This is a genomic window from Ruegeria sp. BJ5, from assembly GCF_056537865.1.
In genome coordinates this window covers 510,520-533,435 of sequence record NZ_JBQFSH010000003.1, presented here as the reverse complement: position 1 = coordinate 533,435, position 22,916 = coordinate 510,520, and the positions used below count along the sequence as shown (strand labels likewise).

Below are 22,916 nucleotides of genomic sequence, written 5' to 3'. Positions count from 1 at the left end.
TTCTTGATTTCCCAAGCCTGTTGCCAGAACAGTGCCGATCGGCAAAAAGCTACCGCGGGCTGCGTTTCGCCAGAATCCGCTGCAAGGTCCGGCGGTGCATGTTCAGGCGACGCGCTGTTTCCGAGACGTTTCGGTCACACAGCTCGTAAACCCGCTGGATGTGCTCCCACCGCACGCGGTCGGCGCTCATGGGGTTTTCGGGGGGCGGGGGCAGTTCGTCGCCCTTGGCCAGCAGCGCGTTGGTGATGTCGGTGGCGTCGGCAGGTTTCGACAGATAGTCGGTGGCGCCGATTTTCACCGCCGCCACGGCAGTCGCAATTGCACCGTATCCGGTCAGAACCACGACCCGGCTGTCGGGGCGCTTTTCCCGCAGCACCTCGACCACGTCCAGCCCGTTGCCGTCCTCGAGCCGCAGGTCCACCACGGCAAAGGCAGGCGGGCGGGCGGTGGCGATCGCGCGTCCGGCGGCGACGGAACCGGCGGTTTCCACCTCGAACCCGCGCTTTTCCATCGCTCTGGCGAGACGTCTCAGAAACGGCTCGTCATCATCCACCAGAAGCAGGGATTTGTCGGGGCCGATGTCAAGCTGAGCAATGTCTGCCATGGTGTGGTCTTTCTGCTATTTCATGCCGGTAGGCTTTGAGATGAGTATTAGCAGCGCCACACCAAAGGTCAAACCGACGGTTACTCTGCCGCCTGGTCCACAAAGCAGGCAACGGTGTCGGCCATCTGCTCGGCCGTCGCGTCGCGTTTGAAAAACTCAAGGAACCCGTCCTGCGGCGTAACGAGGTAGGTAAATGTCGAATGGTCGACCAGGTAGTACTCGTCGCTCTTGTCCTGGGCCTTGTAATAGGTCTTGTAGGCCTGGCTCGCGGCCTTGACCTGTTCCGGCGTGCCGGTGAGGCCAATCATCTTTTCATGCAGGTTGTAGGCAAAATCCCCCACGACGTCGGGGGTGTCCCGGTCTGGGTCCACCGAGATGAAGATCGGAGTGACCGAATAACCGCGCTCGGTCAGCAAGTCGACGGCCTCGGCATTGCGGGTGGTGTCCAGCGGACAGACATCGGGGCAGAAGGTATAACCGAAATAGATCAGCGAGGGCTCGGTGATCACGTCCTTGTCGGTCACGATTTCACCCTTGGAGTTGATCAACTCGAACGGGCCGCCGATGGTTGCGGTGCCGCCTGCAATCTGGCTGGACCGGCACTGGGCAAACTTGTCGTCCGAACCGCCGCCGCGCGTCATCAGCCACATGGCACCCAGGCCCACGGCCAGAACGACGGTTGCAAGAATGGCATAAAGGCGGGTCATGGCGAAATTCCTGACACATGGGGTTGTTGATCGGTTCGGCCGGGACACCTATCAAGTTGACCAGCGGACGCAACAGGACATAATCGCCCGATGACGGATTCCAACACCAGCCTCTGGCGCGGACAGGAACGCAGCAGCTGGATCCGGCTGCGCACGCTGATCCTGCTGCGGTGGGTGGCAATCATCGGCCAGATCACGGCCATCACCGTGGCCCAGCAGACCTATCACGTCCAGCTGGAGCTTGGGCTGTGCTACCTTGCCATCGGTGTTTCGGTCATGGGCAACCTGACTGCCATCCTGCTGTTCCCGCAGAACAAGCGCCTGTCGGAATTCGAAAACTTCCTCATGGTGATGTTCGACCTGCTGCAGCTGGCTTTCCTGCTGTATCTCACAGGCGGTCTGAACAACCCGTTTGCCCTGCTTTTGCTGGGCCCGGTGACGATTGCGGCCAACGTCATGAGCACCCGGTCGACCCTGATCATCGGGGGCGCAGCAATCGTACTGGCGACGCTTCTGGCCCAGTTTCACCTGCCGTTGCGCACCGATCTCGGCCTTGTTCTGGACATCCCCGACATCCTGCTGTTCGGCAACTGGGCCGCCATCGTGATCGCGATCGTATTCATCGGCGCTTATTCGCACCGCATCAGCGCCGAGGTGCAGTCGATGTCCGAAGCGCTGGCCGCCACCCATATGGCCCTGGCGCGCGAGCAGAAACTGACCGACTTGGGCGGCGTTGTCGCCGCCGCAGCGCACGAGTTGGGGACGCCACTGGCCACCATCAAGCTGACCAGCTCAGAACTGATCGAAGAATTGGACGACCGCCCGGACCTGAAGGAAGACGCCGCCCTGATCCGCGAGCAGGCCGACCGATGCCGGGACATTCTGCGCGACATGGGTCGGGCCGGCAAAGATGACCTGCACCTGCGCCAGGCACCTTTGTCCACCGTGATCCACGAGGCGGCCGAGCCCCACATACACAGGGGCAAACAGGTACATTTTGACGAAGGCCCGGGGCCTGACGGGGATGTCCAGCAGCCCTCGATCCTGCGCAAGCCCGAGATCATTCATGGCCTGCGAAACCTGATCCAGAACGCCGTGGACTTTGCTCGCGCACAAGTCTGGGTCGAGGCCGAATGGACGCCGGACCGGATCACCGTCAGCATCATGGATGACGGGCGCGGTTATCCGTCACACATCATCGGCCGTATCGGTGACCCGTTCATGCGCCGCAGACGCGCCGAAAGCGATCTGCGCACACGCCCCGAATACGAGGGTATGGGGTTGGGCCTATTCATCGCAAAAACGCTCTTGGAGCGCAGCGGCGCCGAGTTGAAATTTGCAAATGGGTCTGACCCTTACCAGGCGGTGACGGACCAGGCCGAGCGACGCGGTGCAATCGTGCTGGTGACATGGCCGCGCAAGCTGATCGATGCGCAGACAGGCGACAACCCGGTTCCGTCGGGCGTGAACGAACGGTTTCAGGTCTGAGTTAAGACACCGTTAACCATTTCAGCGCAAATTCGGGTCCGGTTTGTTTTTGGGGTAGGCGGCGCTGTGGCCGACTGGATCATACTTGCGGCGATCAGCCTGGTTTCGTCGGGCTTTGCCCTGCAGTGGCTCATGCCGCGCCGTCCGCGGCGCGGTGACAATTTCGGTTTGTCTGCGCCGGCTTCGTTGCTGGATGCGGTGTTTCTGTTCAACGGAAGCCGCCTGATCAGCCACTCCGACATCGCCCTGTCCGGGTTCGAGGCAGTGAATGACTGGGATGATCTCAGGCGCCTGCTGCAGCGCGACTTTCCGGCCTTCCCCGAGACTTACGAAACCGTCCGCCAGCAGGGCAATATCGTGGTTTCGGCCATAGATTGTACGGTCGAGCGCGAGGTTCGGTGTGAATGGATCGACGGCATCGTCCGGGTGCAGTTGCGTGATTTGACCGGCATCACCGAACCAGCAAGGAGGGATCCGAACGATCCGATCCGCCTGGCCATGGACCGCGCGCCCTACCCCGTGTGGCTTCTGGATCATGCCAACAAGATAAGATGGTGCAACGCCGCCTATGTCGCGCTGGCCCGCAAGGCGCGCGGGCCGGACACGGATCTGACCCAACCCATGTTCCCTGAACTGACCGAAGAAGCGCGGCCCGGCAAGAAGACCCGCGTCTCAATTCCGGTGAAGGATAGCAGCAACAAGCTGTGGTTCGATCTGACGCGTGTGGAACTGGACGAAGGTCACCTGCATTATGCGGTCGACGTAAACGCCATTGTCGAGGCCGAGACCGCCCAGCGCAAATTCGTCCAGACGATGACGAAAACCTTCGCGCAGCTGTCGATCGGCCTGGCAATCTTTGATCGAAACCGCCAGTTGGCACTGTTCAACCCCGCCTTGATCGACCTGACTGCTTTACCGCCCGATTTCCTCAGTTGCCGGCCGAATATCTCAAGCTTTTTTGACCGCCTTCGGGATCAGCACATGATGCCCGAACCTAAGAACTACCGCAGTTGGCGCCGGCAGATGAACGATCTTCTGGAGGCGGCCGAGGACGGAAACTACCAGGAAACCTGGTCACTGCCGTCGGGCTCAGTCTATTCGGTCAGCGGCCGCCCCCATCCCGACGGCGCCGTCGCCTTCCTGTTCGAGGACATTACCGCCGAGATCACCCTGACCCGCCGATTCCGGTCCGAGATGGACCTTATGCAGTCAATCCTCGACAAGCTTGCGGATGCGGTTGCCGTGTTTGCCGATGACGGGACGCTGGCCTTCACCAACTACGCCTACCAACTGCTGTGGGGAGACTCGGACGAGGTCGGCTTTGAACCAGCCACGGTTCTGGACGTCACCCGTCAGTGGCAGTCGCAATGTCAGGCCAATCCAATTCTGGGTGACATTCGGGACTTCGTGGAAATGCGCAACAACCGGGTCGAGTGGAGCTCTGATCTGTACAAGCGCGACGGCACCCGGCTCTTGTGCACGGTCAGCCCAATCCAGAACGGCGCAACCATCGTCCGGTTCACGATCGAACACGCGCTTGGAGAAACGCCGGATATGTTGCAGATCACCGCCTGAACCGGGTTGCAGAGGGTTCGGGCCCCGTTCATTGTGGCGCCATGAATTCGCCCGCTTCGATCACTCTGACATCACCGGAAGAAACCGCCGATCTGGCCAGCCGCCTGTCCGCCCATTTGGCGCCCGGCGACGTTATTTTGCTGGACGGCCCAATCGGCAGTGGCAAAACCCATTTTGCACGCAATCTGATCCAATCAGCACTGCCTGTGCCCGAAGATGTGCCATCGCCCACATTCACGCTGGTTCAGGTTTACGATGGCAAAGCCGGCGAAATCTGGCACTCCGATCTGTACCGGCTGACTTCGGTGGATGAGATCGAGGAATTGGGCCTGACCGAGGCCTTTGACACGGCGATCTGCCTGGTGGAATGGCCTGACAAGCTGGGTCCGCTACAGCCGGCCTCGGCCCTGTTGGTGCAGTTTCATGCCGACCCTGCTGCCGAAGAAACCCGACACCTGACCCTGACGTGGTCCGATCCCAAGTGGACCGACAAATTGAAGAGGATCGCATGACCAACCGCGCAGTTCTGGCCGAGGCGCTGATCGCACGGACCCCTTGGGCCAAAGCCTCTCGCGCACCGCTGGCCGGAGACGCCTCGAACCGCCGGTATGAACGTCTGACCGACCCGGACACGGGGCAAACCGCCGTTTTGATGGACGCGCCCTCGGATAAGGGGGAAGACGTGGAGCCCTTTGTCAGGGTGGCAAAATACCTGCAGTCCGTCGGTCTGAGCGCGCCCGAGATTCTTGCCGAGGACGCCGAGAACGGGTTCCTCCTGCTGGAGGATTTCGGCGACGATCTGTTTGCCCGCCTGATCGAGAAGCAACCGGAGGTCGAGCGTGAATTGTACGAGGCAGGAACCGACGTGCTGGTCCACCTGCACTCTGGGCCCCTGCCCTCGTTGGACAGCTATGACCCGTCCCTCATGGCGGAATTGTCGGCCCTTGCCTTCACCAAATATGCCCAAGGGATACAAGGCGCCTATGACGTAGACGCCCATGATCGTTTTCAGCATCGGTTCGCCGACATATTGCTGCAGGAAACCTCGGGCACGCGGGTGGTGACCCTAAGGGACTACCATGCCGAGAACCTGATCTGGCTGCCTGAGCGCGACGGGGTTCGCCGGGTCGGCCTGCTGGATTTTCAAAGCGCAATGCTGTGCCATCCCGCCTATGACCTGATGTCGTTGCTGCAGGATGTCCGCCGCACTGTCCCGGCCGCAATCGAGATGAGCATGGTCAACCGCTACATCACGGCAACAGGTGTGGATGACCACGATTTCCGCACGGCGTACAGTGTCCTCGGCGCCCAACGCAACCTCCGGATATTGGGCGGATTTGCCCGCCTCGCCACCGACTATGGCAAACCGCATTACGTGGATCTTATCCCGGCGGCCTGGGCTCATCTGATGCGCGATCTCGAGCATCCGGCGCTGGTCTCGGTCGCGGATCTGGTTCGGCAGGCGCTGCCATCCCCAACGCCCGAAAACCTTGCAAGGCTGAGGGCCGGATGACCAATACACCCGAGGCCATCATGCTGTTTGCCGCCGGTTTCGGCACCCGCATGGGCGCGTTGACCCGCACCCGACCCAAGCCGCTGATCCCAGTGGCCGGACGGCCGCTGATCGACCATGCGCTGGACCTGACGGATGCGCTAAGGCCGCGCCGGGTGGTCGCGAACCTGCATTACCTGGCTGATCAGCTGACAGATCATTTGGCGCCACGTGGTGTCCTGCTTTCACACGAACAGCCGGACATCCTGGAAACCGGCGGCGGATTGCGCGCGGCCCTGCCGCTGCTGGGTCCGGGGCCGGTTTTCACGATGAACACCGATGCGATCTGGTCCGGGCCCAACCCTTTGGAGTTGCTGAAGGCGGCTTGGGATCCGGCGCGGATGGACGCTCTGTTGATCTGCGTGCCGATCGCACAGACGATCGGACATGCAGGCCTCGGAGATTTCAGGATCGACCCCCAAGGCCGGCTTGAACGCGGGCCGGGTCACGTCTATGGCGGCATTCAGATCCTGAAGGCCGACGGTCTGGCGGACATTCCTGAAAAAGCATTCTCGCTCAATGTGTTGTGGGACCGGATGCACCGCGATGGCCGGCTGTACGGTCTGCAGTATCCCGGGCGCTGGTGCGATGTGGGCCGCCCCGAAGGCATAGCCCTGGCCGAGGAGATGCTGGCCGATGTTTGACCCCAGCGCCACCCCCCGGGTCTTTGCGGTGCCGCCCGGCGCGGATTTTCCGCGGGCGCTGGTGCGCGGGCTGCGGGTGCGCTGCGACGGCCACCCACCCGAGGCGCTGGCCCGCGTGCAACTGGTGCTGAACACCCGCCGCATGGCCCGCCGCGTGCGCGAGCTGTTCGATAAGGGTCCGCCCTGCCTCTTGCCCCGCATTTCGCTGGTCACCGATCTGGGCGAAAGCGTCGATCTTGATCGTGTACCGCCCGCCGTACCGCCCTTGCGTCGCCGGCTGGAACTGACGCAGCTGGTGGCGCGACTGCTGGACCAGCAACCGGACCTGGCCGCGCGGTCGTCGCTGTTTGACCTTTCCGACAGCCTCGCTGCCCTGATCGAAGAGATGCAGGGCGAAGGCGTCCCGCCCGAGGCAATCCGGCAGCTGGACGTGACCGACCTGTCGGGCCATTGGGCACGGGCGCAGGCCTTCATCGGCATCGCCGACCAGTTCCTCAAGACCGAGGATGGCAGCCTGGACGTGCAGGCCCGCCAGCGCCGCGTGGTCGAGAACCTGATCGCCCGTTGGCAGGACGCGCCGCCGCAACACCCGGTGATCCTGGCCGGGTCCACCGGCTCGCGCGGGACCACGCTGATGCTGATGCAGGCGGTGGCGCGGCTACCGCAGGGGGCGCTGATCCTGCCGGGGTACGATTTCGACCAGCCCGCCCATGTCTGGGAGCGGCTGGATTCGGCAATGACCTCGGAGGATCACCCGCAATACCGGTTCCGCAAGCTGATGACCGAACTGGGGATCGGGCCGGCCCAGATTGCAGCCTGGACCCCGGACCAGCCCCCCTCGCCCGCGCGCAACCGTCTGGTTTCATTGGCATTGCGCCCTGCCCCGATCACCGATGCCTGGATGAGCGAAGGCCCGCAGCTGCGCGATCTGGATGCCGCGACTCGCAACATCACCTTGGTCGAGGCGCAATCGCCGCGGGCCGAGGCGCTGGCCATCGCCCTGCGCCTGCGGCAGGCGGCCGAGACCGGCCAGACCGCCGCCCTGATCACCCCCGACCGGATGCTGACCCGCCAGGTCAGCGCCGCGCTGGACCGCTGGAACATCCTGCCCGATGACAGCGCCGGCCTGCCGCTGCAACTGTCGCCACCGGGCCGGTTCCTGCGCCATGTGGCCGGGCTGTTCGCGCGCCGTCTGGATGCCGAGGCACTGCTGACCCTGCTGAAACACCCTTTGTGTCACAGCGCCGGCGACCGCGGCGCGCATCTGTTGCACAGCCGCGATCTGGAACTGCACCTGCGCCGCAACGGCCCGCCCTTCCCCGACAGCGCCAGCCTGACAGGTTTTGCCGTCGAAAAAGACGTGCCGGATGCGTGGGCTCTGTGGCTGATCCGCAATTTCTGCAACCAGCAGATCAGCGGCACCCTGCCCCTGACCGACTGGGTGCAGCGCCTGCGCGATCTGGCCGAGGCGATTGCTAGCGCCGGAACCGACGGCGCGGGCGAGTTGTGGGACAAGAACGCAGGTCAATCGGCGCTGGCGGTGATCTCGGGACTTGCAGACGAGGCCGAGCACGGCGGCGAGATGACGGCGCTGGATTTCGCCGATCTGCTGGGCGCGCTGCTGGCCGGGCAAGAGGTCCGCGACCGCGACGCCCCCCACCCGCGGATCATGATCTGGGGCACGCTCGAAGCGCGCGTTCAGGGTGCCGACCTGCTGATCCTGGGCGGGTTGAACGAAGGCAGCTGGCCCGAGGCTCCCGCGCCAGACCCCTGGCTGAACCGCCAGATGCGCGACCGTGCCGGCCTGTTGCTGCCGGAACGGCGAATCGGCCTGTCGGCGCATGATTTCCAGCAGGCCATCGGCGCGACCGAGGTCTGGCTGACCCGCGCGGTCCGCTCGGATGATGCCGAAACCGTTCCGTCACGCTGGCTGAACCGGTTGACCAACCTGTTGCAGGGCCTGCCGGATCAGGGCGGCCGAGCTGCGCTTGAACAGATGCGCGACCGGGGCAAGACATGGCTGCGCTGGTCCGAGATGCTGGAACAGGCGCCCCGGATCGCCGCCGCACCGCGCCCCTCGCCGCGCCCGCCGGTGGCCGCGCGCCCGCGCCGCCTGTCGGTGACCGAGATCAAGCGGCTGATCCGCGACCCCTATGCGATCTATGCCAAGCACGTTCTGCGCCTGAAACCGCTGGACGCGCTGGTACAGGCGCCCGACGCCCTGCTGCGCGGCATCGTGATCCACGAGATCCTGGAACATTTCGTCAAGGACAGCGTGCTGGACGGCGCGCTGCTGACCCGCGACAATTTCCTGAAACGGGCCGAGGCGTTGCTGGATGAGCATGTCGCCTGGCCCACCGCCCGGAAACTTTGGCTGGCGCGGCTCGAGCGGATCGTCGACGACTTTCTGCGCGCCGAGGTCAGCCGCCGCAGCGACGGCGGCCCGATCGCGTTCGAGGCCAAGATGCGCCTGACGCTGGAACCGATTGGGTTCACCCTGAATGGCCGCGCCGACCGGATCGACCGCAACAGCCGCGGCGCGCTGACCATCATCGACTACAAGACCGGCACGCCGCCCTCGGAATCGCAGCAGGCCAAGTTCGACAAACAGCTGCTGATCGAAGCCGCGATGGCCGAGCAGGGCGGGATCGACGGATTTGACCCGATGGCCGTGGCCAGCGCCGTGTTCATCGGTATGGGCGGCACCTACAAAGAGGTCCCGGCACCCTTGGACAAAGAGCCGCCCGACAGGGTTCTGGCCGAGCTGAAAGAGCTGATTTCTTCTTATTTAGAGCCTGATCAGGGGTTTTCGTCGCGCCGGATGATGCACAAGGACAGCGACGTGGGCGACTATGACCACCTGGCGCGGTTCGGCGAATGGGACCGCACCGCCGAAACCAAGCCCGAGGATCTGACATGACCCCGCGCGACGAAGCGACCGAACGGCAGGTTCAGGCGGCGCGGCCCGATGCGTCGACCTGGCTGGCGGCCAATGCGGGCTCGGGCAAGACGCGGGTTCTGACCGACCGCGTGGCGCGGCTGCTGCTGGACGGCGTTCAGCCGCAGCACATCCTGTGCCTGACCTACACCAAGGCCGCCGCCAGCGAGATGCAGAACCGCCTGTTCAAACGGCTGGGCGAGTGGGCGATGCTGGACGACGCCACGTTGCAGCGGCAACTGACCGAACTGGGCGTCGAAGGGGTGATCGACCCCGACCGCCTGGCCCGTGCCCGCACCCTGTTCGCGCGCGCGATCGAAACGCCGGGCGGTTTGAAGATCCAGACGATCCACTCGTTCTGCGCCTCGCTGCTACGGCGGTTCCCGCTCGAGGCCGGGGTCAGCCCGCAATTTTCCGAGATGGAAGACCGTGCCGCGGCCCTGCTGCGCGAGGAAATCGTCCAGGATTTCGCCGAAGGCCCGCAGGCCCGCCTGATCGAGGACGTGGCCCGACACATCACCGATACCGGCTTTGACAAGCTGACCGCCGCGATCGCCCAGAAGCGCACCCTGTTCACGCCCGCGCTGCAATGGCCCGACCTGCTGGCCCGTTTTGGCCTACCCGAGGGGTTCGACGAGGACGCGCTGCTGGCGCAGGTGTTTCTGGGCGGCGAAGTCGAGCTGATCCGTTCGATCCTTCCGGCGCTGGCGGGCGGCGGCAAGACCGACGCCAAGGCGGCCGAGAAACTGTCGGGCTTCACCGAACCCGCCTTGGGTCAGTTGCCGGTGCTGGAAGATGTGTTCCTGACCGGCAAATCCGCCAAAGAGCCCTTTACCGCCAAGATCAACAGCTTTCCCACCAAGGCGCTACGCGAGGGGGTTCTGGCGGGGCAGATGGATCCGCTCGAGGCATTGATGCGGCGGGTCGAAGCTGCAAGGGAAGGGCGACTGGCGCTGGCAGCCGCACGCAAATCTCTGGTGCTGCACCGCTTCGCGGCGGCCTTCCTGCCGGAATACGAGCGCCGCAAGCAACTGCGCGGCTGGCTGGATTTCGACGACCTGATCCTGCGCGCGCGCCTGTTGCTGAACGATCCGGCGGTGGCCGCTTGGGTTCTGTACCGGCTGGATGGCGGCATCGACCACATCCTTGTGGACGAGGCGCAGGACACCAGCCCCGATCAATGGGATGTGGTCGAGAAACTGGCGCAGGAATTCACCAGCGGCGAGGGCGCGCGGTCCGGGGTCGAGCGGACGATCTTCGTGGTTGGCGACAAGAAACAGTCGATCTATTCCTTCCAGGGGGCAGACCCGCAGGCCTTTGACCGGATGCAGGCCGAGTTTGGGCGGAAACTAAAGGAATCAGGCTCTAAACTGTGGGATTGGACGCTGGAATACTCGTTCCGCTCCTCCAGCGCCATCCTGTCGCTGGTCGATATCCTGTTCGAAAACCGCGCCGATGCGGGGTTTCAGAAAGAGTCCCAGCACCGCGCCTTCAAGGCCGATCTGCCCGGCCGGGTCGATCTGTGGCCGGTGGTGGAAAAGGTCGAGGACGCGGACGAGGGCGACTGGACCGACCCGGTCGATCGGCCCGCGGCGCAGCATCACACGGTGATCCTGGCCAACCAGATAGCCGCGCGCATCAAGGCCATGATCGACGCCGGCAAAACCATCCCCGAAGACGGCCCCACGCGCGGCACTTTCGTGCGCCGCAAGGTGCGGCCGGGGGATTTCCTGATCCTGGTTCAGCGCCGCTCGGACCTGTTCGCCGAGATCATCCGCGCCTGCAAGGCCCAGGGTTTGCCGATCGCAGGGGCCGACAGGCTGAAGGTGGGCGCGGAACTGGCGGTCAAGGATCTGGCCGCGCTGCTGAGCTTTCTCGCCACGCCCGAGGATGACCTGTCACTGGCCACGGTGCTGAAATCGCCGCTGTTCGGCTGGTCCGAGCAGATGCTGTTCGACCTGGCTCATCGTCGGCAGGAAAGGTACCTGTGGGCGGCGCTGCGCCAACGAGCCGGGGATTTTCCCGAAACGCTGGCGGTACTGAACGATCTGCGCGGGCAGGTGGACTTTCTGCGCCCCTATGACCTGATCGAACGGGTGCTGACCCGCCATGACGGCCGCCGCAAACTGTTGGGTCGTCTGGGCGCCGAGGCCGAGGACGGCATCAACGCGTTGCTGTCGCAGGCGCTGGCCTATGAGCGATCGGACATTCCCAGTCTGACGGGTTTCCTGGTCTGGATGCAGACCGACGACCTTGAGATCAAGCGCCAGATGACCGGCGTGGGCAACATGATCCGGGTGATGACAGTGCATGGCTCGAAAGGGCTGGAGGCGCCGATCGTGATCCTACCGGACACCGGCAAGCGGCAGCCGCCCCGCGATGCCGAGATCATGGTCGCCGACGGAACGCCGCTGTGGAAGGTGCCCGCCGACCTGTCGCCCAGCCTCATCGCCCGCGCCCGCGAAGACGCGCGCCAACGCGAGGAGAACGAGCGGCTGCGGTTGCTTTACGTTGCGCTGACCCGGGCCGAGAAATGGCTGATCGTGGCGGCTGCCGGCGATCTGGGCAAGGACGGGTCCAGCTGGTACCAGCTGGTCGAAGAGGCGATGGGCCGGGCAGGGGCCACCGAGATCCCCGGCACCGGCATCCGCCGTCTGGCGCATGGCGATTGGGAGGATCTGCCACTGGACCATCGCCCGACCCCGGAACCGGTGCAGGATACCCTGCCGGACCTGTTCCACCGGCCCGCGCCCGAGCCGACGCCCGATCCCGAGACGCTCAGCCCGTCCGATCTGGGCGGGGCCAAGGCTCTGCCGGGCGAAACCGGGCTTGAGGAAGAGGCCGCCAAGCTGCGCGGCACCCGCCTGCACCTGCTGCTCGAACACCTGGGCCAGGCGCCGCGCGACCGGTGGGATCAGCTCTGCGCCCGGCTTCTGCCCGATATGCAAGACAGTGACCGCCGCGACCTTCTGGCCGAGGCGGCGGGCGTACTGACCGCGCCGGACCTGGCCCCCGTCTTTGCACCGGCCGCGCTGGCCGAGGTGCCCGTCTCGGCCACTCTGGACGGTCGTCGGATCCACGGGGTGATCGACCGGTTGATCGTGACGGATGACGCGGTGCAAGTCATTGATTTCAAATCGAACGCCACGGTTCCTGATCGGGCCGAGACCTGCCCCGAGGGTCTGCTGCGCCAGATGGGCGCCTATGCCGCCGCGCTGTCGCAGATCTATCCCGGCCGCGAGATCCGCACCGCGATTTTGTGGACGCGCACAGCGCGCCTGATGTGGCTGCCACACGATCTTGTGACAGATGCGCTGGTGCGGGCCCAGATATCTTGACCTCCCCAATGGGCGCACCTACGTTCGACTCCCAACCGCATGTCATTCAGGAGACAGAATATGTCGACCGTAGCCGTAACCGACGAAACCTTTGACGCCGAAGTCAAGAACTCGGACGTCCCCGTCGTGGTGGATTTCTGGGCCGAGTGGTGCGGACCCTGCAAGCAGATCGGCCCCGCTCTGGAAGAGTTGGCGGCTGAATATGGCGGCAAGGTCAAGATCGCCAAGGTCGACGTGGACAGCAACCCCAACTCGGCCGCAGCCATGGGCGTACGCGGTATTCCCGCGCTATTCATCTTCAAGGACGGTCAGGTGGTTTCGAACCGCGCAGGCGCTGCCCCGAAGGCCGCCCTGCAAAGCTGGATCGACGAATCCATCTGATACCGAACGGAACTCAACAAAAAAGGCGCTCCTCATCGGGCGCCTTTTTTTGTGCATGGTCTGCGCAAAAAGAAAAAGCCGCCCGGAAATCCAAGCGGCCATTCGTCTTTAGTCGAATTCGGTCTGAATTCAGATCTTGGCGATATCTTCGCGGACCAGACCGATATCTTCCAGCTGGGCATCGCTCAGTTGCGACAGCAGCTTGCGGGTCTTGCGGGCGGTGTTCCATTCGGCGACAGCTTCGAAAGCGTGCGAGATGCCGTCCACTACACGCAGGATGGTAGCTGCTCCGAGCGGCGCATGGATGTTTGCGGTGGTTGCCATTTGCGCATTCCTTTTTTGAAACAGCCGACCCTGTGTCGGTTGTAAGCCTCATCTAGTCTTGCGACAGGCGACTCACAATTGCTGGTCCGACAACCCCGTGATGCACGGATTGCATATCTTTTGGGCAGTTTGAGAACGGGTTGCGCGGATCGCGCCTCCGGCCCATATAGGGCATCAACGGATACGGAGGCTTGAATGGCGGAGAACGACTTTCCCGGTTGGCACGGCACCACGATCATCGGCGTCAAGAAAGGCGGCCAGATCGTCATCGCGGGTGACGGGCAGGTCAGCCTGGGCCAGACCGTGATCAAGGGCACCGCCCGCAAGGTGCGGCGCCTGTCGCCCGGCGGGTTCGAGATCGTCGCCGGGTTCGCCGGCTCGACCGCCGACGCCTTCACACTGCTGGAACGGCTGGAAGCCAAGCTGGAGGCCACGCCCGGTCAACTGGCCCGCGCCTCGGTCGAGCTGGCCAAGGACTGGCGCACCGACAAGTACCTGCAGAAGCTTGAGGCGATGCTGATCGTCACCGACGGCCGTGACCTGTTCGTGATCACCGGGGCCGGGGACGTGCTCGAGCCGGAACATGACGTGGCGGCGATCGGGTCGGGTGGCAACTTTGCCCTGGCAGCCGCGCGCGCGATGATGGACAGCGACAAGTCCGCCGAGGAGGTTGCCCGCGAGGCCATGGCGATTGCCGCGGATATCTGTGTCTACACCAACGGCAACCTGACGGTTGAGAGCATTTCGGGCTAGGGGTCAGGCCAGCAGGGCCGAAATCTCCTTGCCCTTCCACCGGCGGTGCATCCCGATCAGCCCCAGAATGGCCGAGGCGATCACGATGTAATAGGGCAGGCGGATATCGAAGCTCATCAACCCGCCGCCGATAAGCGACATGATTCCACCCGCTAGGCAGAACACAGCCGTGGTCACGCCCATGACCCAGCCCTGATCCGCCTCGCTGACCGACGAGGAAAACAGGCCCAGGAGGGTCGGGTAGGCCACGCCGAACAGGAAATAGAACAGGAACACCGGCACATAGCTGAGCACGCCGCTGGGACTGAAGGCAAAGGCAAAGCCGCAGATCACCATGACGATCAGCGAAACATAGATGATGTTGTGCTTGCTGAACCGTTCCTGCGCGGGTTTCACGAGAAACGTACTGGAGAAGGCCAGCGCAACACCGATGACGACCATCGCCATGCTGCCACCGATCACGCCATACCCAAAGGCGCTGGTCAGGAAATTGTCCACAAACACGTAGAAGGTGACGTTCGCGATCATGAAGAACGCGTAGACGGGCAGGATCTTCAGAACCATGGGGTGGCCGCGCACGGCAACCAGGCTGTCGGTCACGTCGCGGGGGCGAAAGACGAAGGGCTCGCGTTCGGTTCGGGTATCCTTGAAGAAGAACAGCACCAGCAGGATCGCGATGAGCACCAGGACAAACGCGCCGTAGAATGGGGTCTTGAGCGTGGCAACGCTGCCCAAAAGCGTCGCATCCGACAGGACCGCTCCGATGATCGGGCCGCCAACCAGGCCAAAGCTGACCCCTGTCACGATATAACCCATGTTCCGGTCACGATCGGCCGCATCCGTGCTGCCGTCGATCATGGCAGCCTGCGCGATGGGTTGGTTTCCGGCCGTGAACCCGGTGATCGACCGGCCCACGATCAACAGGATCAGGCTATTGAGATACAGCGCCGCAATCGTGATCGCATAGCCCGCCAGCGCGCCACCCAGACAGACCAGAAGTGCATTCTTGCGCCCGATGGAGTCCGAGACCTTCGAGACATAGACGACGCCCAGAAACCAGGACAGGAAGAAACACCCGATCACCAGACCGTAGTAGAAGTGACGGCTGCCCATTGGCGTGCTTTCCGGCAGAAAGCCCGATTTCGTCTCCATGATCAGCGAGTTGATGATCGGAAAAACCAGCCCTTGGCCGATCAGGTCCACGAACACCACAAACAGCAGGGTTATCTTGGCAATCTTGGTCATTTCACTCTCCGGGTCCCGCGCACATTCCGCCAACCCTATCAGAGCACACCGAAATCTCCCAACATGGAGGTCAGGAAAGAATTGCATTGGCGCCTGGTCATTGTTAACCAACCCGGCCAAATGTGCGGTCTCGGTTGTTTTTGCCGACCCCGTGCTTACCTAAGCCGCAGCTGACTGCCGACCATCGAAAGGACTGCCCTGTGACCGACCTGACCCCGCGCGAGATCGTCTCGGAACTGGATCGTTTCATCATCGGGCAGAAGGATGCCAAGCGCGCTGTCGCCGTGGCCCTGCGCAACCGCTGGCGGCGCAAGCAGTTGGCGGATGACATCCGCGACGAGGTCTATCCCAAGAATATCCTGATGATCGGGCCCACCGGCGTGGGCAAAACCGAGATCAGCCGCCGCCTGGCCAAGCTGGCCCGCGCGCCTTTCATCAAGGTCGAAGCGACCAAATTCACCGAGGTCGGCTATGTTGGCCGCGATGTCGAACAGATTATCCGCGATCTGGCCGATGCCGCGATCATCCAGACCCGTGAATACATGCGCGAAGAGGTCAAAGCCAAGGCGCATCAGGCTGCCGAGGACCGCGTGATCGAGGCCATCGCCGGCTCGGACGCCCGCGAGAGCACCCGAGAGATGTTCCGCAAGAAGCTGAAATCCGGCGAGCTGGACGACACGGTGATCGAACTTGAATTGGCCGATACGTCCAACCCGATGCCGATGTTCGACATTCCCGGCCAGCCGGGTGGACAGATGGGCATGATGAACCTGGGCGACATTTTCGGCAAGGCATTCGGCGGGCGCACCGTCAAGCGCCGCATGAGCGTTGCCGAAAGCTATGACATCCTGATCGGGGAAGAGGCCGACAAGTTGCTGGATGACGAGGCCGTCACCCGCGCGGCGCTGGAATCGGTCGAGCAGAATGGCATCGTATTTTTGGACGAGATCGACAAGGTCTGCGCACGGGCAGAAACCCGCGGAGGGGATGTCAGCCGCGAAGGCGTGCAGCGCGACCTGCTGCCGCTGATCGAAGGCACCACCGTCTCCACCAAGCACGGCCCGGTCAAGACCGACCACATTCTGTTCATCGCCAGCGGCGCGTTCCATATCGCCAAGCCTTCGGACCTGTTGCCGGAACTGCAGGGGCGTCTGCCGATCCGGGTCGAGCTGCGTGCGCTGACCGAAGAGGATTTCGTTCGCATCCTGACCGAGACGGACAACGCGCTGACCCGCCAGTATACGGCTTTGATGGGCACCGAAAACGTTACCGTCAGCTTTACCGAGGACGGGATCGCCGCGCTAGCCCGGATCGCCGCCGAGGTGAACCAGAGCGTCGAGAATATCGGCGCCCGGCGCCTGTACACCGTGATGGAGCGCGTTTTCGAAGATCTGTCCTTTGTCGCGCCGGACCGTGCCGGCGCGGAAATCGTGGTCAACGCGGCCTTTGTGGATGAAAACCTTGGTGAGCTGACCAAATCCACGGACCTGAGCCGTTACGTTCTGTAACATGATCAGCCGGTTTTTGCCGGTTGGTCCTGCGCAATTATCTGGACGCGTCGGCAGGTTACGCTATGCGTAGCACGTAACTGTTGGTCTGGGATCGTTCCGTGCTGCGCTATCTGATCATTTTCGTCACGGTTTCCGTTTTGGGAGGCTGCGTTGACCGATCCATCTCGGTCACCTTGCCCGAAGCGTTGGACGTCGGCACCGCGCAGACCGTGTTCGCGGCGACCACCCGCGCACGCGAGGCCGATGGCTCATACGGGTATCGTCGCGCTGACCGCCTGCAATTCCTCGAAACCACCGTCTCGATCCCGCCGAACCACCGCCCCGGGACGCTTGAGTTTTCCTATTCGGACCCTAACCCGAGCCGGCAGTTCGTTTTGGCCGGTGTGCGCGAATTTCCGTCCGAGCAGGATCTGAAAGCACGGCTGAACGGCGCCAAGGAAGTCACGATATTTGTTCATGGCTACAACGCCACCCAGACCGAAACCGTTTTTCGCGCGGCTCAGTTGGCTCACGACATCGGCCTGCCCGGCAAGACGTTGGTCTATTCCTGGCCCAGCCGAGGGGCCGGGTCGGGCTATGCCTATGATCTGGACAGTATGCTGTTTGCCCGCGACGGGCTGCAACAAACCATATCTACGCTGAAATCCCTGGGCGTCCCGCGCGTGCTGATCGTTGCGCACTCGATGGGAGGCGCGCTGACCATGGAGATGATGCGCCAGGCCGAGCTGCGCGAGCCAGGCTGGTCGCGGCGCAATCTGGAAGGTGTGTTGCTGATCTCGCCCGATCTCGACGTTGACGTGTTCCGGTCGCAAATGGCGGTGATCAAGTCTCCGCCCGAGCCATTCGTGATCATGGTCTCGCGGAAAGACAAGATCTTGAACGTGTCCGGACGCCTGCGCGGAACTGCCAAAGGCGAGCGGCTGGGCAACATCAGCTCGACCGAGAAGCTGGCGCAGTACCCGGTCAGCATTATCGACACCACGGCCTTCAACAAAGATGCGGAATCCTCGCATTTCGTGGCCGCCACATCTCCGGCACTTCTGTCGATTCTCAACGCGGCGGGCCGGGTCAGCAGGACGTTTGGCCGGGATCAAGGCGGCATTGATCTTCTGGTGCCGCCGGCCGTGCGAAACGATGCCGGCGCGACCGAGGTTGTTCTGACCAAAACCGGGCAGGTGCGGGTCAGCACTCCGTGATAGGGCGAGGGGTCCGCCTATTCCTTGCGGACAATGCTCCGTGGTTGGGCGCGGGGGTCTTGCTGACCTTCATGTCCAGTTTCGGGCAGACTTTTTTCATTTCGATCTTCGCCGGGCAGATCCGGGCCGAGTTCGGCCTCAGCCACGGCGCATGGGGCGGTCTTTATTCATTGGGCACGACTGTTTCCGCGATCGTCATGATCTGGGCCGGAGGGCTGACCGATATTTATCGTGTCCGCGTGCTGGGCCCGGCTGTCCTGCTTGGGCTTGCGTGTGCCGCGCTGGCGATGGCGGTCAATCATTGGGTGATCCTGTTGCCCGTGGTCATCTTTCTGCTGCGTCTGTTCGGCCAGGGCATGTGCAGCCATATTGCCATGGTTGCGATGGCCCGGTGGTTCACGGCCACGCGGGGCAGGGCACTCTCCATCGCAACGCTGGGATTTGCCGTCGGTGAGGCCCTGCTGCCGGTGCTGTTCGTCGCCGCCATGGCCTTTGTCGACTGGCATTTTCTTTGGGCGCTCTCCGCCGCCATCGCGTTGTTGGGAATACCGGCGTTGATGCGAATGCTGCGTCAGGAACGGACACCACAAAGCCTAGCCCGGGAAACCAGCGCGACCGGGATGCTTGGGCGGCACTGGACCCGGCGCGAAACGCTATTGAACCCGCTTTTCTGGTTCATGATGCCGGCGCTCATGGGACCTTCGGCATTCATTACTGCGTTCTTCTTTCACCAGGTCCATCTGGCGCAGACCAAGGGCTGGGCCCACATCCAACTGGTTGCGTTGTTTCCGGTCTACACCGGAGTGTCGATCTTGGCGATGTTCGCCTCGGGCTGGGCGTTGGACAGATGGGGAACGGCGCGGATGATGCCGTTCTATCAGATTCCGATGGCTGCCGGGTTTGCCCTGTTTGCGTTTGTCCAGACAATCCCCGGCGCCGTAATCGGTTTGTCCTGTCTTGCCATTTCGGTCGGCGCCAACAGCACGCTGCCCGCCGCGTTCTGGGCCGAGTTCTACGGCACCCGTCACATCGGCGCGATAAAGGCGATGGCTGCCGCCGTCATGGTGCTGGGGTCTGCTGTCGGGCCCGGCCTGACTGGCGGGCTGATCGATCTGGGCGTGCCACTCAGCACGCAGTTCCTGTGGATCGCCTGGTTTTTCGTGGCAACGTGCGGCATAGTCTGGATCGGTATTCACAGGGCCCGGCGGCTGCTTTAGCGGACCCGCCTCAGATACACGTAGTAAGCCCCATCACCGCCATGGCTGATATGGGCGGGACTGACCTGAAGAACCGCTTGGGCCAGCGGTGGCAAATGCAGCCACTGAGGCACCTGGTTGCGCAGCACGCCGCGGGGCGTCGGGATCGGGCCGGGTTCGTCTCTGTCCTTGCCTTTGCCGGTGACCACCAGAACCAGTCGTTTTCCCGATGCCTGCGCCGACAGGATGAACCGGATCAGAGCAGGATGGGCCGTATCGACCCGCATTCCGTGCAGATCCAGCTTGCCTTCGGGCTTCAGCTTGCCGCGTTTCATCCGCGCAAAGGCCTTGCTGTCCATCTGTACGGGTGCGGCGCGCAGGCTGTCGCCGATTGCGGGCTTCAAGCTGTGGCCGCGCCCATTTGTCGGTGCATTCTGACCCAGTTCAAAGGCGTCTATCCGCGCTTTTGGGGTTTTTCGCGGCTTGGGTTTCGGCAAGGTCGATGGGTGCACGGATTGGGGAATCTCCGGGTGCAGCCGCTCGGTCTGCCGGGTTACCTTGTGCCACAATTCGATCTCGTCTTCGGTCAGCTTGCGGCGGGTCATCAGAACTCATCCGGCAGCATGGCATAGGCGCGCTGGATCGGCAGCAGAACGATCATGCGACCGGGATCCTTGAGCTGGCCCGCCGCCTGTCCCGCGGCGTCCCCGGTTCCGAAAAAGATGTCGGCCCGTTGTGCGCCCTTGATTGCCGAGCCGGTGTCCTGTGCGATCATCAAGCGCCTCATCGGAGTCTTACCGTCTTTTTCGACCCAGACTGGCGCGCCCAACGGGGTATAGGCCGGGTCAACGGCGATGCTGCGCATTGCGGTGATCGACCGGTTCATTGCGCCCAAAGGACCGCGGTCTGCAGCCACCCGCGAAACCTCGCGGAAAAATACGTAGGACGGGTTGTGCATCAAAAGCTCGGCCCCAATCTCGGGGTTCTTGCGCACCCACGACTGGATCATCCGGGCGCTCACATCATGCGCACCCAGAATACCGCGCCGGACCAGTTCAACCCCAACCGACCGATAGGGGTGGCCGTTGGCCCCGCCATATCCAACACGCACGGAACTGCCATCCGGCAAACGGATGCGCCCCGAGCCTTGAATCTGTAGAAAAAACAACTCGACCGGGTCATCGACCCAGGCGATTTCCAAACCGCGGCCTTTCATCACGTCGCTGGTCAGCAGTTCGCGCCGGCTGAGCCATTGCCCGGCCTCCCGCGCCTCGGGCGGCATCTTGTAGACCGGGTATCTGTAGGTTTCAGTCCGCGTCCGCGAGCCGTTCAATTCCGGTTCAAAATATCCGGTGAACAGCGGGGCCTTTTCGTCCTCGATCAGGATGGGCCGGAAGAACAATTCGAAAAAGGCGCGCGCGGCATCGGGCTCGTATGTCCCTGCGGCTGCACACAACGAACGCCAGTCCGGATCGTCCAGATCCCCGCACGTGTCCAGAAAAACGGACAAGGCCGCGCCGTGGTCATCCTCGGCCCAGCCGTCAAGGTCAGCAAATGACAGGATGGATCGCGTCGCCTCGGCTCCGGCGGCATTGGCGGCGGTTAGAACCGCCACCAGCATCAGCGACCGGAGCGTTCCGATCATGCGTCCGTGGCGACAAGCAGCCAGTTCGGATCATCCGCGCCCATGACGCGGGCGAAAGTCCAGCTGTCCTTCTGGCGTTTGATCGTGTTGGGGCTGCCTTCGATGATGTCGCCGCCCCGGTCACGCACGACCGACGTCAGCTCTCCGACGAACCGCACGGTGATCTCGGCGCGGTTGGAATCCTTGTCGAATTGGGCATCCACCAGACCCATCTCACGCACACCGATGAATTCGGCCTCGATGGTCAGGCCCTTGTCCTCGCGATCGGCGACAACCGAGACGAAGGTTTCGAACACTTCCTCGGACAGGAAGGGCTGGATTTCATCCAGGTTGCCCCGCTCGAACCCCATGACGATCAGCTCATAGGCGCCACGGGCGCCCTGCAGAAACTCGCTGACCGAAAAGCTCGACTCGACGCGCTTCATCGCAGCCAGCGTCTGCGCCAATTCGCTGTCTTCGGGAACATGGTCGGTAATGTCACGATCCGGACCGCCGTCGATCACTTCGAAATCACGACGCGACTTCCCGGTGTCGGGTTGCTGCGGCACCGGTGGTTTTTCAAAGCCTTCGCGCGTGCCCAGCACGCTTCTGAGACGCAGGATCAGGAAGATGGCTATGCCAGCCAGCACCAGAAGCTGGATCAGGGGTGAGTTCATTTCGTCCTCTTTTCAGCACCGAGACTTTGTACACGCGGCCTCGTGTCACTATGTAGGTGACAGTTGGTGGCAAGTCCACAGCCCGGCCTATGGGAAAGGATAGCGCATATGTATCTGTTCTTGGCATTTTTATTGGTGCCGATCATCGAAATCGCCCTTTTTATCCAGGTCGGCGGTCTGATCGGCCTGTGGCCGACGCTGGCAATCGTGGTTTTGACCGCCGTTCTGGGTACTGCGATGGTGCGGACACAAGGTCGCATGGCGACGGGTCAGCTACAGCGCGCCTTTTCCGAACTGGACGACCCGACCGAACCGCTGGCCAGTGGTGCGATGATCCTGCTGTCGGGTGTTCTGCTGATGACACCCGGGTTCTTCACCGACGCAATCGGCTTTGCGCTGCTGGTTCCCGGGGTGCGGGCCGCGGTTTTTCGGTATCTCAAGTCGCGGGTCACGATTACCCAGTTCCAGATGGGCCCCAGCCCGCAATACGGGGCGGCGCGCGATCCGTTCGGTGGGGATGACATCATAGATGGAGAGTATTCGGAAGTGCGCACAAAACCCGCACAACCGTCGAAATGGGTGGAAGGGCCGCACCAGCATTGAGGTGCCCGGCCCAACTTGATAAGCAGTGGCGAATTTAAATTTTGGAGCGGATCCATGACCGAAGAAACCGCCGCCGGCACAACAGAGCCCCAGGCAGCCCCCCAAATCCAGATGCGCATTCTGGGACAGTTCATCCGGGACATGTCCTTTGAAAACGTGATGGCGCAAAAAGGCGTCTCGGGCGACGTGCAGCCCGAGATCTCGGTCCAGGTGAACCTGGATGCGAAAAAGCGCTCGGCAGACCACCAATACGAGGTGTCGATCAAGCTGAACCTCAAGTCCAAGGCCAAGGGTCTGGAGGACATCCTGTTCCTGTGCGAGATCGATTATTGCGGCCTGTTCCACGTAGAAGGTGTGCCGAATGATCAGTTGCACCCGTTCCTGATGATCGAATGCCCGCGGATGCTGTTCCCGTACCTGCGCCGCATCGTCAGCGACATCACCCGCGACGGTGGCTACCCGCCGGTCAACCTCGACAACATCGATTTCGTCGGCCTGTACCGCAACGAGTTGATGCGCCGTCAGGCCGAAGCGTCCGACAAAACCGAAGCGTGACTAGG

21 protein-coding genes are annotated in these 22,916 nt (G+C 62.9%); 14 read left to right on the top strand and 7 right to left on the bottom strand.

Annotated elements, in window-relative coordinates:
* Positions 1 to 49: 49 nt before the first annotated feature.
* Both ACR0NY_RS13325 and ACR0NY_RS13320 read right to left on the bottom strand, forming a co-directional pair.
* A complete protein-coding gene (locus tag ACR0NY_RS13325) occupies positions 50 to 604 on the bottom strand; it encodes an ActR/PrrA/RegA family redox response regulator transcription factor (protein WP_170368977.1) in 555 nt (184 codons plus the stop codon).
* Positions 605 to 684: 80 nt separating this feature from the next.
* Positions 685 to 1,311, bottom strand: a complete 627-nt coding sequence (locus ACR0NY_RS13320) for an SCO family protein (protein WP_170368978.1) — start codon at positions 1,309 to 1,311, stop codon at positions 685 to 687.
* A 90-nt stretch (positions 1,312 to 1,401) separates the two neighbouring features.
* Between ACR0NY_RS13320 and regB the strand changes: the two genes are divergently transcribed.
* From regB to trxA, 8 genes are all read left to right on the top strand, one after another.
* Positions 1,402 to 2,799, top strand: coding sequence for a sensor histidine kinase RegB (regB, locus tag ACR0NY_RS13315; protein ID WP_170340642.1), 1,398 nt, complete (start codon positions 1,402 to 1,404; stop codon positions 2,797 to 2,799).
* A 66-nt stretch (positions 2,800 to 2,865) separates the two neighbouring features.
* Positions 2,866 to 4,374 (top strand): PAS-domain containing protein, encoded by a 1,509-nt coding sequence (locus ACR0NY_RS13310; RefSeq protein WP_170340644.1) that lies wholly within the window; start codon positions 2,866 to 2,868, stop codon positions 4,372 to 4,374.
* 41 nt (positions 4,375 to 4,415) lie between these two features.
* On the top strand, positions 4,416 to 4,886 hold the full coding sequence (gene tsaE, locus ACR0NY_RS13305) for a tRNA (adenosine(37)-N6)-threonylcarbamoyltransferase complex ATPase subunit type 1 TsaE (RefSeq protein WP_170340647.1): 471 nt from the start codon (positions 4,416 to 4,418) through the stop codon (positions 4,884 to 4,886).
* Positions 4,883 to 5,887 carry an aminoglycoside phosphotransferase family protein gene (locus tag ACR0NY_RS13300; protein ID WP_170368979.1) on the top strand — a complete coding sequence of 335 codons (1,005 nt, stop codon included), beginning with the start codon at positions 4,883 to 4,885 and terminating at the stop codon, positions 5,885 to 5,887. The genes tsaE and ACR0NY_RS13300 overlap by 4 nt, the downstream gene beginning before the upstream one ends.
* Entirely contained in the window at positions 5,884 to 6,570 is a 687-nt protein-coding gene (locus ACR0NY_RS13295; protein ID WP_170368980.1) for a nucleotidyltransferase family protein, read from the top strand. The genes ACR0NY_RS13300 and ACR0NY_RS13295 overlap by 4 nt, the downstream gene beginning before the upstream one ends.
* Complete coding sequence (gene addB / locus ACR0NY_RS13290; protein WP_170368981.1) at positions 6,563 to 9,490, top strand: double-strand break repair protein AddB; 2,928 nt, start codon at positions 6,563 to 6,565, stop codon at positions 9,488 to 9,490. Before ACR0NY_RS13295 ends, addB begins: the two co-directional genes overlap by 8 nt.
* A complete protein-coding gene (gene addA / locus ACR0NY_RS13285; RefSeq protein WP_170368982.1) occupies positions 9,487 to 12,846 on the top strand; it encodes a double-strand break repair helicase AddA in 3,360 nt (1,119 codons plus the stop codon). Before addB ends, addA begins: the two co-directional genes overlap by 4 nt.
* A gap of 60 nt (positions 12,847 to 12,906) precedes the next feature.
* Entirely contained in the window at positions 12,907 to 13,227 is a 321-nt protein-coding gene (gene trxA / locus ACR0NY_RS13280) for a thioredoxin (protein WP_093963876.1), read from the top strand.
* Positions 13,228 to 13,356: 129 nt separating this feature from the next.
* Here trxA and ACR0NY_RS13275 read toward each other — a convergent pair whose 3' ends face one another.
* Positions 13,357 to 13,551 carry a DUF1127 domain-containing protein gene (locus ACR0NY_RS13275; RefSeq protein WP_093963877.1) on the bottom strand — a complete coding sequence of 65 codons (195 nt, stop codon included), beginning with the start codon at positions 13,549 to 13,551 and terminating at the stop codon, positions 13,357 to 13,359.
* Positions 13,552 to 13,746: 195 nt separating this feature from the next.
* On the opposite strand from ACR0NY_RS13275, the gene hslV reads away from it, so the two are divergent.
* Positions 13,747 to 14,304 (top strand): ATP-dependent protease subunit HslV, encoded by a 558-nt coding sequence (hslV, locus tag ACR0NY_RS13270; protein ID WP_093963878.1) that lies wholly within the window; start codon positions 13,747 to 13,749, stop codon positions 14,302 to 14,304.
* A 3-nt stretch (positions 14,305 to 14,307) separates the two neighbouring features.
* Here the strand turns inward: hslV and ACR0NY_RS13265 are convergent, their stop codons facing one another.
* Complete coding sequence (locus tag ACR0NY_RS13265; protein WP_170368983.1) at positions 14,308 to 15,549, bottom strand: MFS transporter; 1,242 nt, start codon at positions 15,547 to 15,549, stop codon at positions 14,308 to 14,310.
* Positions 15,550 to 15,749: 200 nt separating this feature from the next.
* Here ACR0NY_RS13265 and hslU point away from each other — a divergent pair, with 200 nt between their 5' ends.
* From hslU to ACR0NY_RS13250, 3 genes are all read left to right on the top strand, one after another.
* Positions 15,750 to 17,057, top strand: a complete 1,308-nt coding sequence (gene hslU / locus ACR0NY_RS13260; RefSeq protein ID WP_170340657.1) for an ATP-dependent protease ATPase subunit HslU — start codon at positions 15,750 to 15,752, stop codon at positions 17,055 to 17,057.
* Between the two features lie 101 nt (positions 17,058 to 17,158).
* Entirely contained in the window at positions 17,159 to 18,256 is a 1,098-nt protein-coding gene (locus ACR0NY_RS13255; protein ID WP_170368984.1) for an alpha/beta hydrolase, read from the top strand.
* 71 nt (positions 18,257 to 18,327) lie between these two features.
* The gene (locus tag ACR0NY_RS13250) at positions 18,328 to 19,473 is read left to right on the top strand and encodes an MFS transporter (RefSeq protein WP_217354918.1); all 1,146 of its coding nucleotides are present in this window, start codon (positions 18,328 to 18,330) and stop codon (positions 19,471 to 19,473) included.
* Here the strand turns inward: ACR0NY_RS13250 and ACR0NY_RS13245 are convergent.
* Genes ACR0NY_RS13245 through ACR0NY_RS13235 form a run of 3 tightly spaced genes read right to left on the bottom strand, consistent with a single transcriptional unit; the run spans position 19,470 to position 21,753 of the window.
* A complete protein-coding gene (locus tag ACR0NY_RS13245; RefSeq protein ID WP_170340663.1) occupies positions 19,470 to 20,057 on the bottom strand; it encodes a Smr/MutS family protein in 588 nt (195 codons plus the stop codon). The genes ACR0NY_RS13250 and ACR0NY_RS13245 overlap by 4 nt on opposite strands.
* A complete protein-coding gene (gene mltA / locus ACR0NY_RS13240; RefSeq protein ID WP_170368986.1) occupies positions 20,057 to 21,097 on the bottom strand; it encodes a murein transglycosylase A in 1,041 nt (346 codons plus the stop codon). The genes ACR0NY_RS13245 and mltA overlap by 1 nt, the downstream gene beginning before the upstream one ends.
* Positions 21,094 to 21,753, bottom strand: coding sequence for a Tim44/TimA family putative adaptor protein (locus ACR0NY_RS13235; protein ID WP_170368987.1), 660 nt, complete (start codon positions 21,751 to 21,753; stop codon positions 21,094 to 21,096). Before ACR0NY_RS13235 ends, mltA begins: the two co-directional genes overlap by 4 nt.
* A gap of 108 nt (positions 21,754 to 21,861) precedes the next feature.
* Here ACR0NY_RS13235 and ACR0NY_RS13230 point away from each other — a divergent pair, with 108 nt between their 5' ends.
* Positions 21,862 to 22,356: an FxsA family protein gene (locus tag ACR0NY_RS13230; protein WP_170368988.1), complete on the top strand. Its 495-nt coding sequence runs from the start codon at positions 21,862 to 21,864 to the stop codon at positions 22,354 to 22,356.
* Positions 22,357 to 22,410: 54 nt separating this feature from the next.
* Positions 22,411 to 22,911: a protein-export chaperone SecB gene (secB, locus tag ACR0NY_RS13225; protein ID WP_170342607.1), complete on the top strand. Its 501-nt coding sequence runs from the start codon at positions 22,411 to 22,413 to the stop codon at positions 22,909 to 22,911.
* Positions 22,912 to 22,916 lie beyond the last annotated feature (5 nt).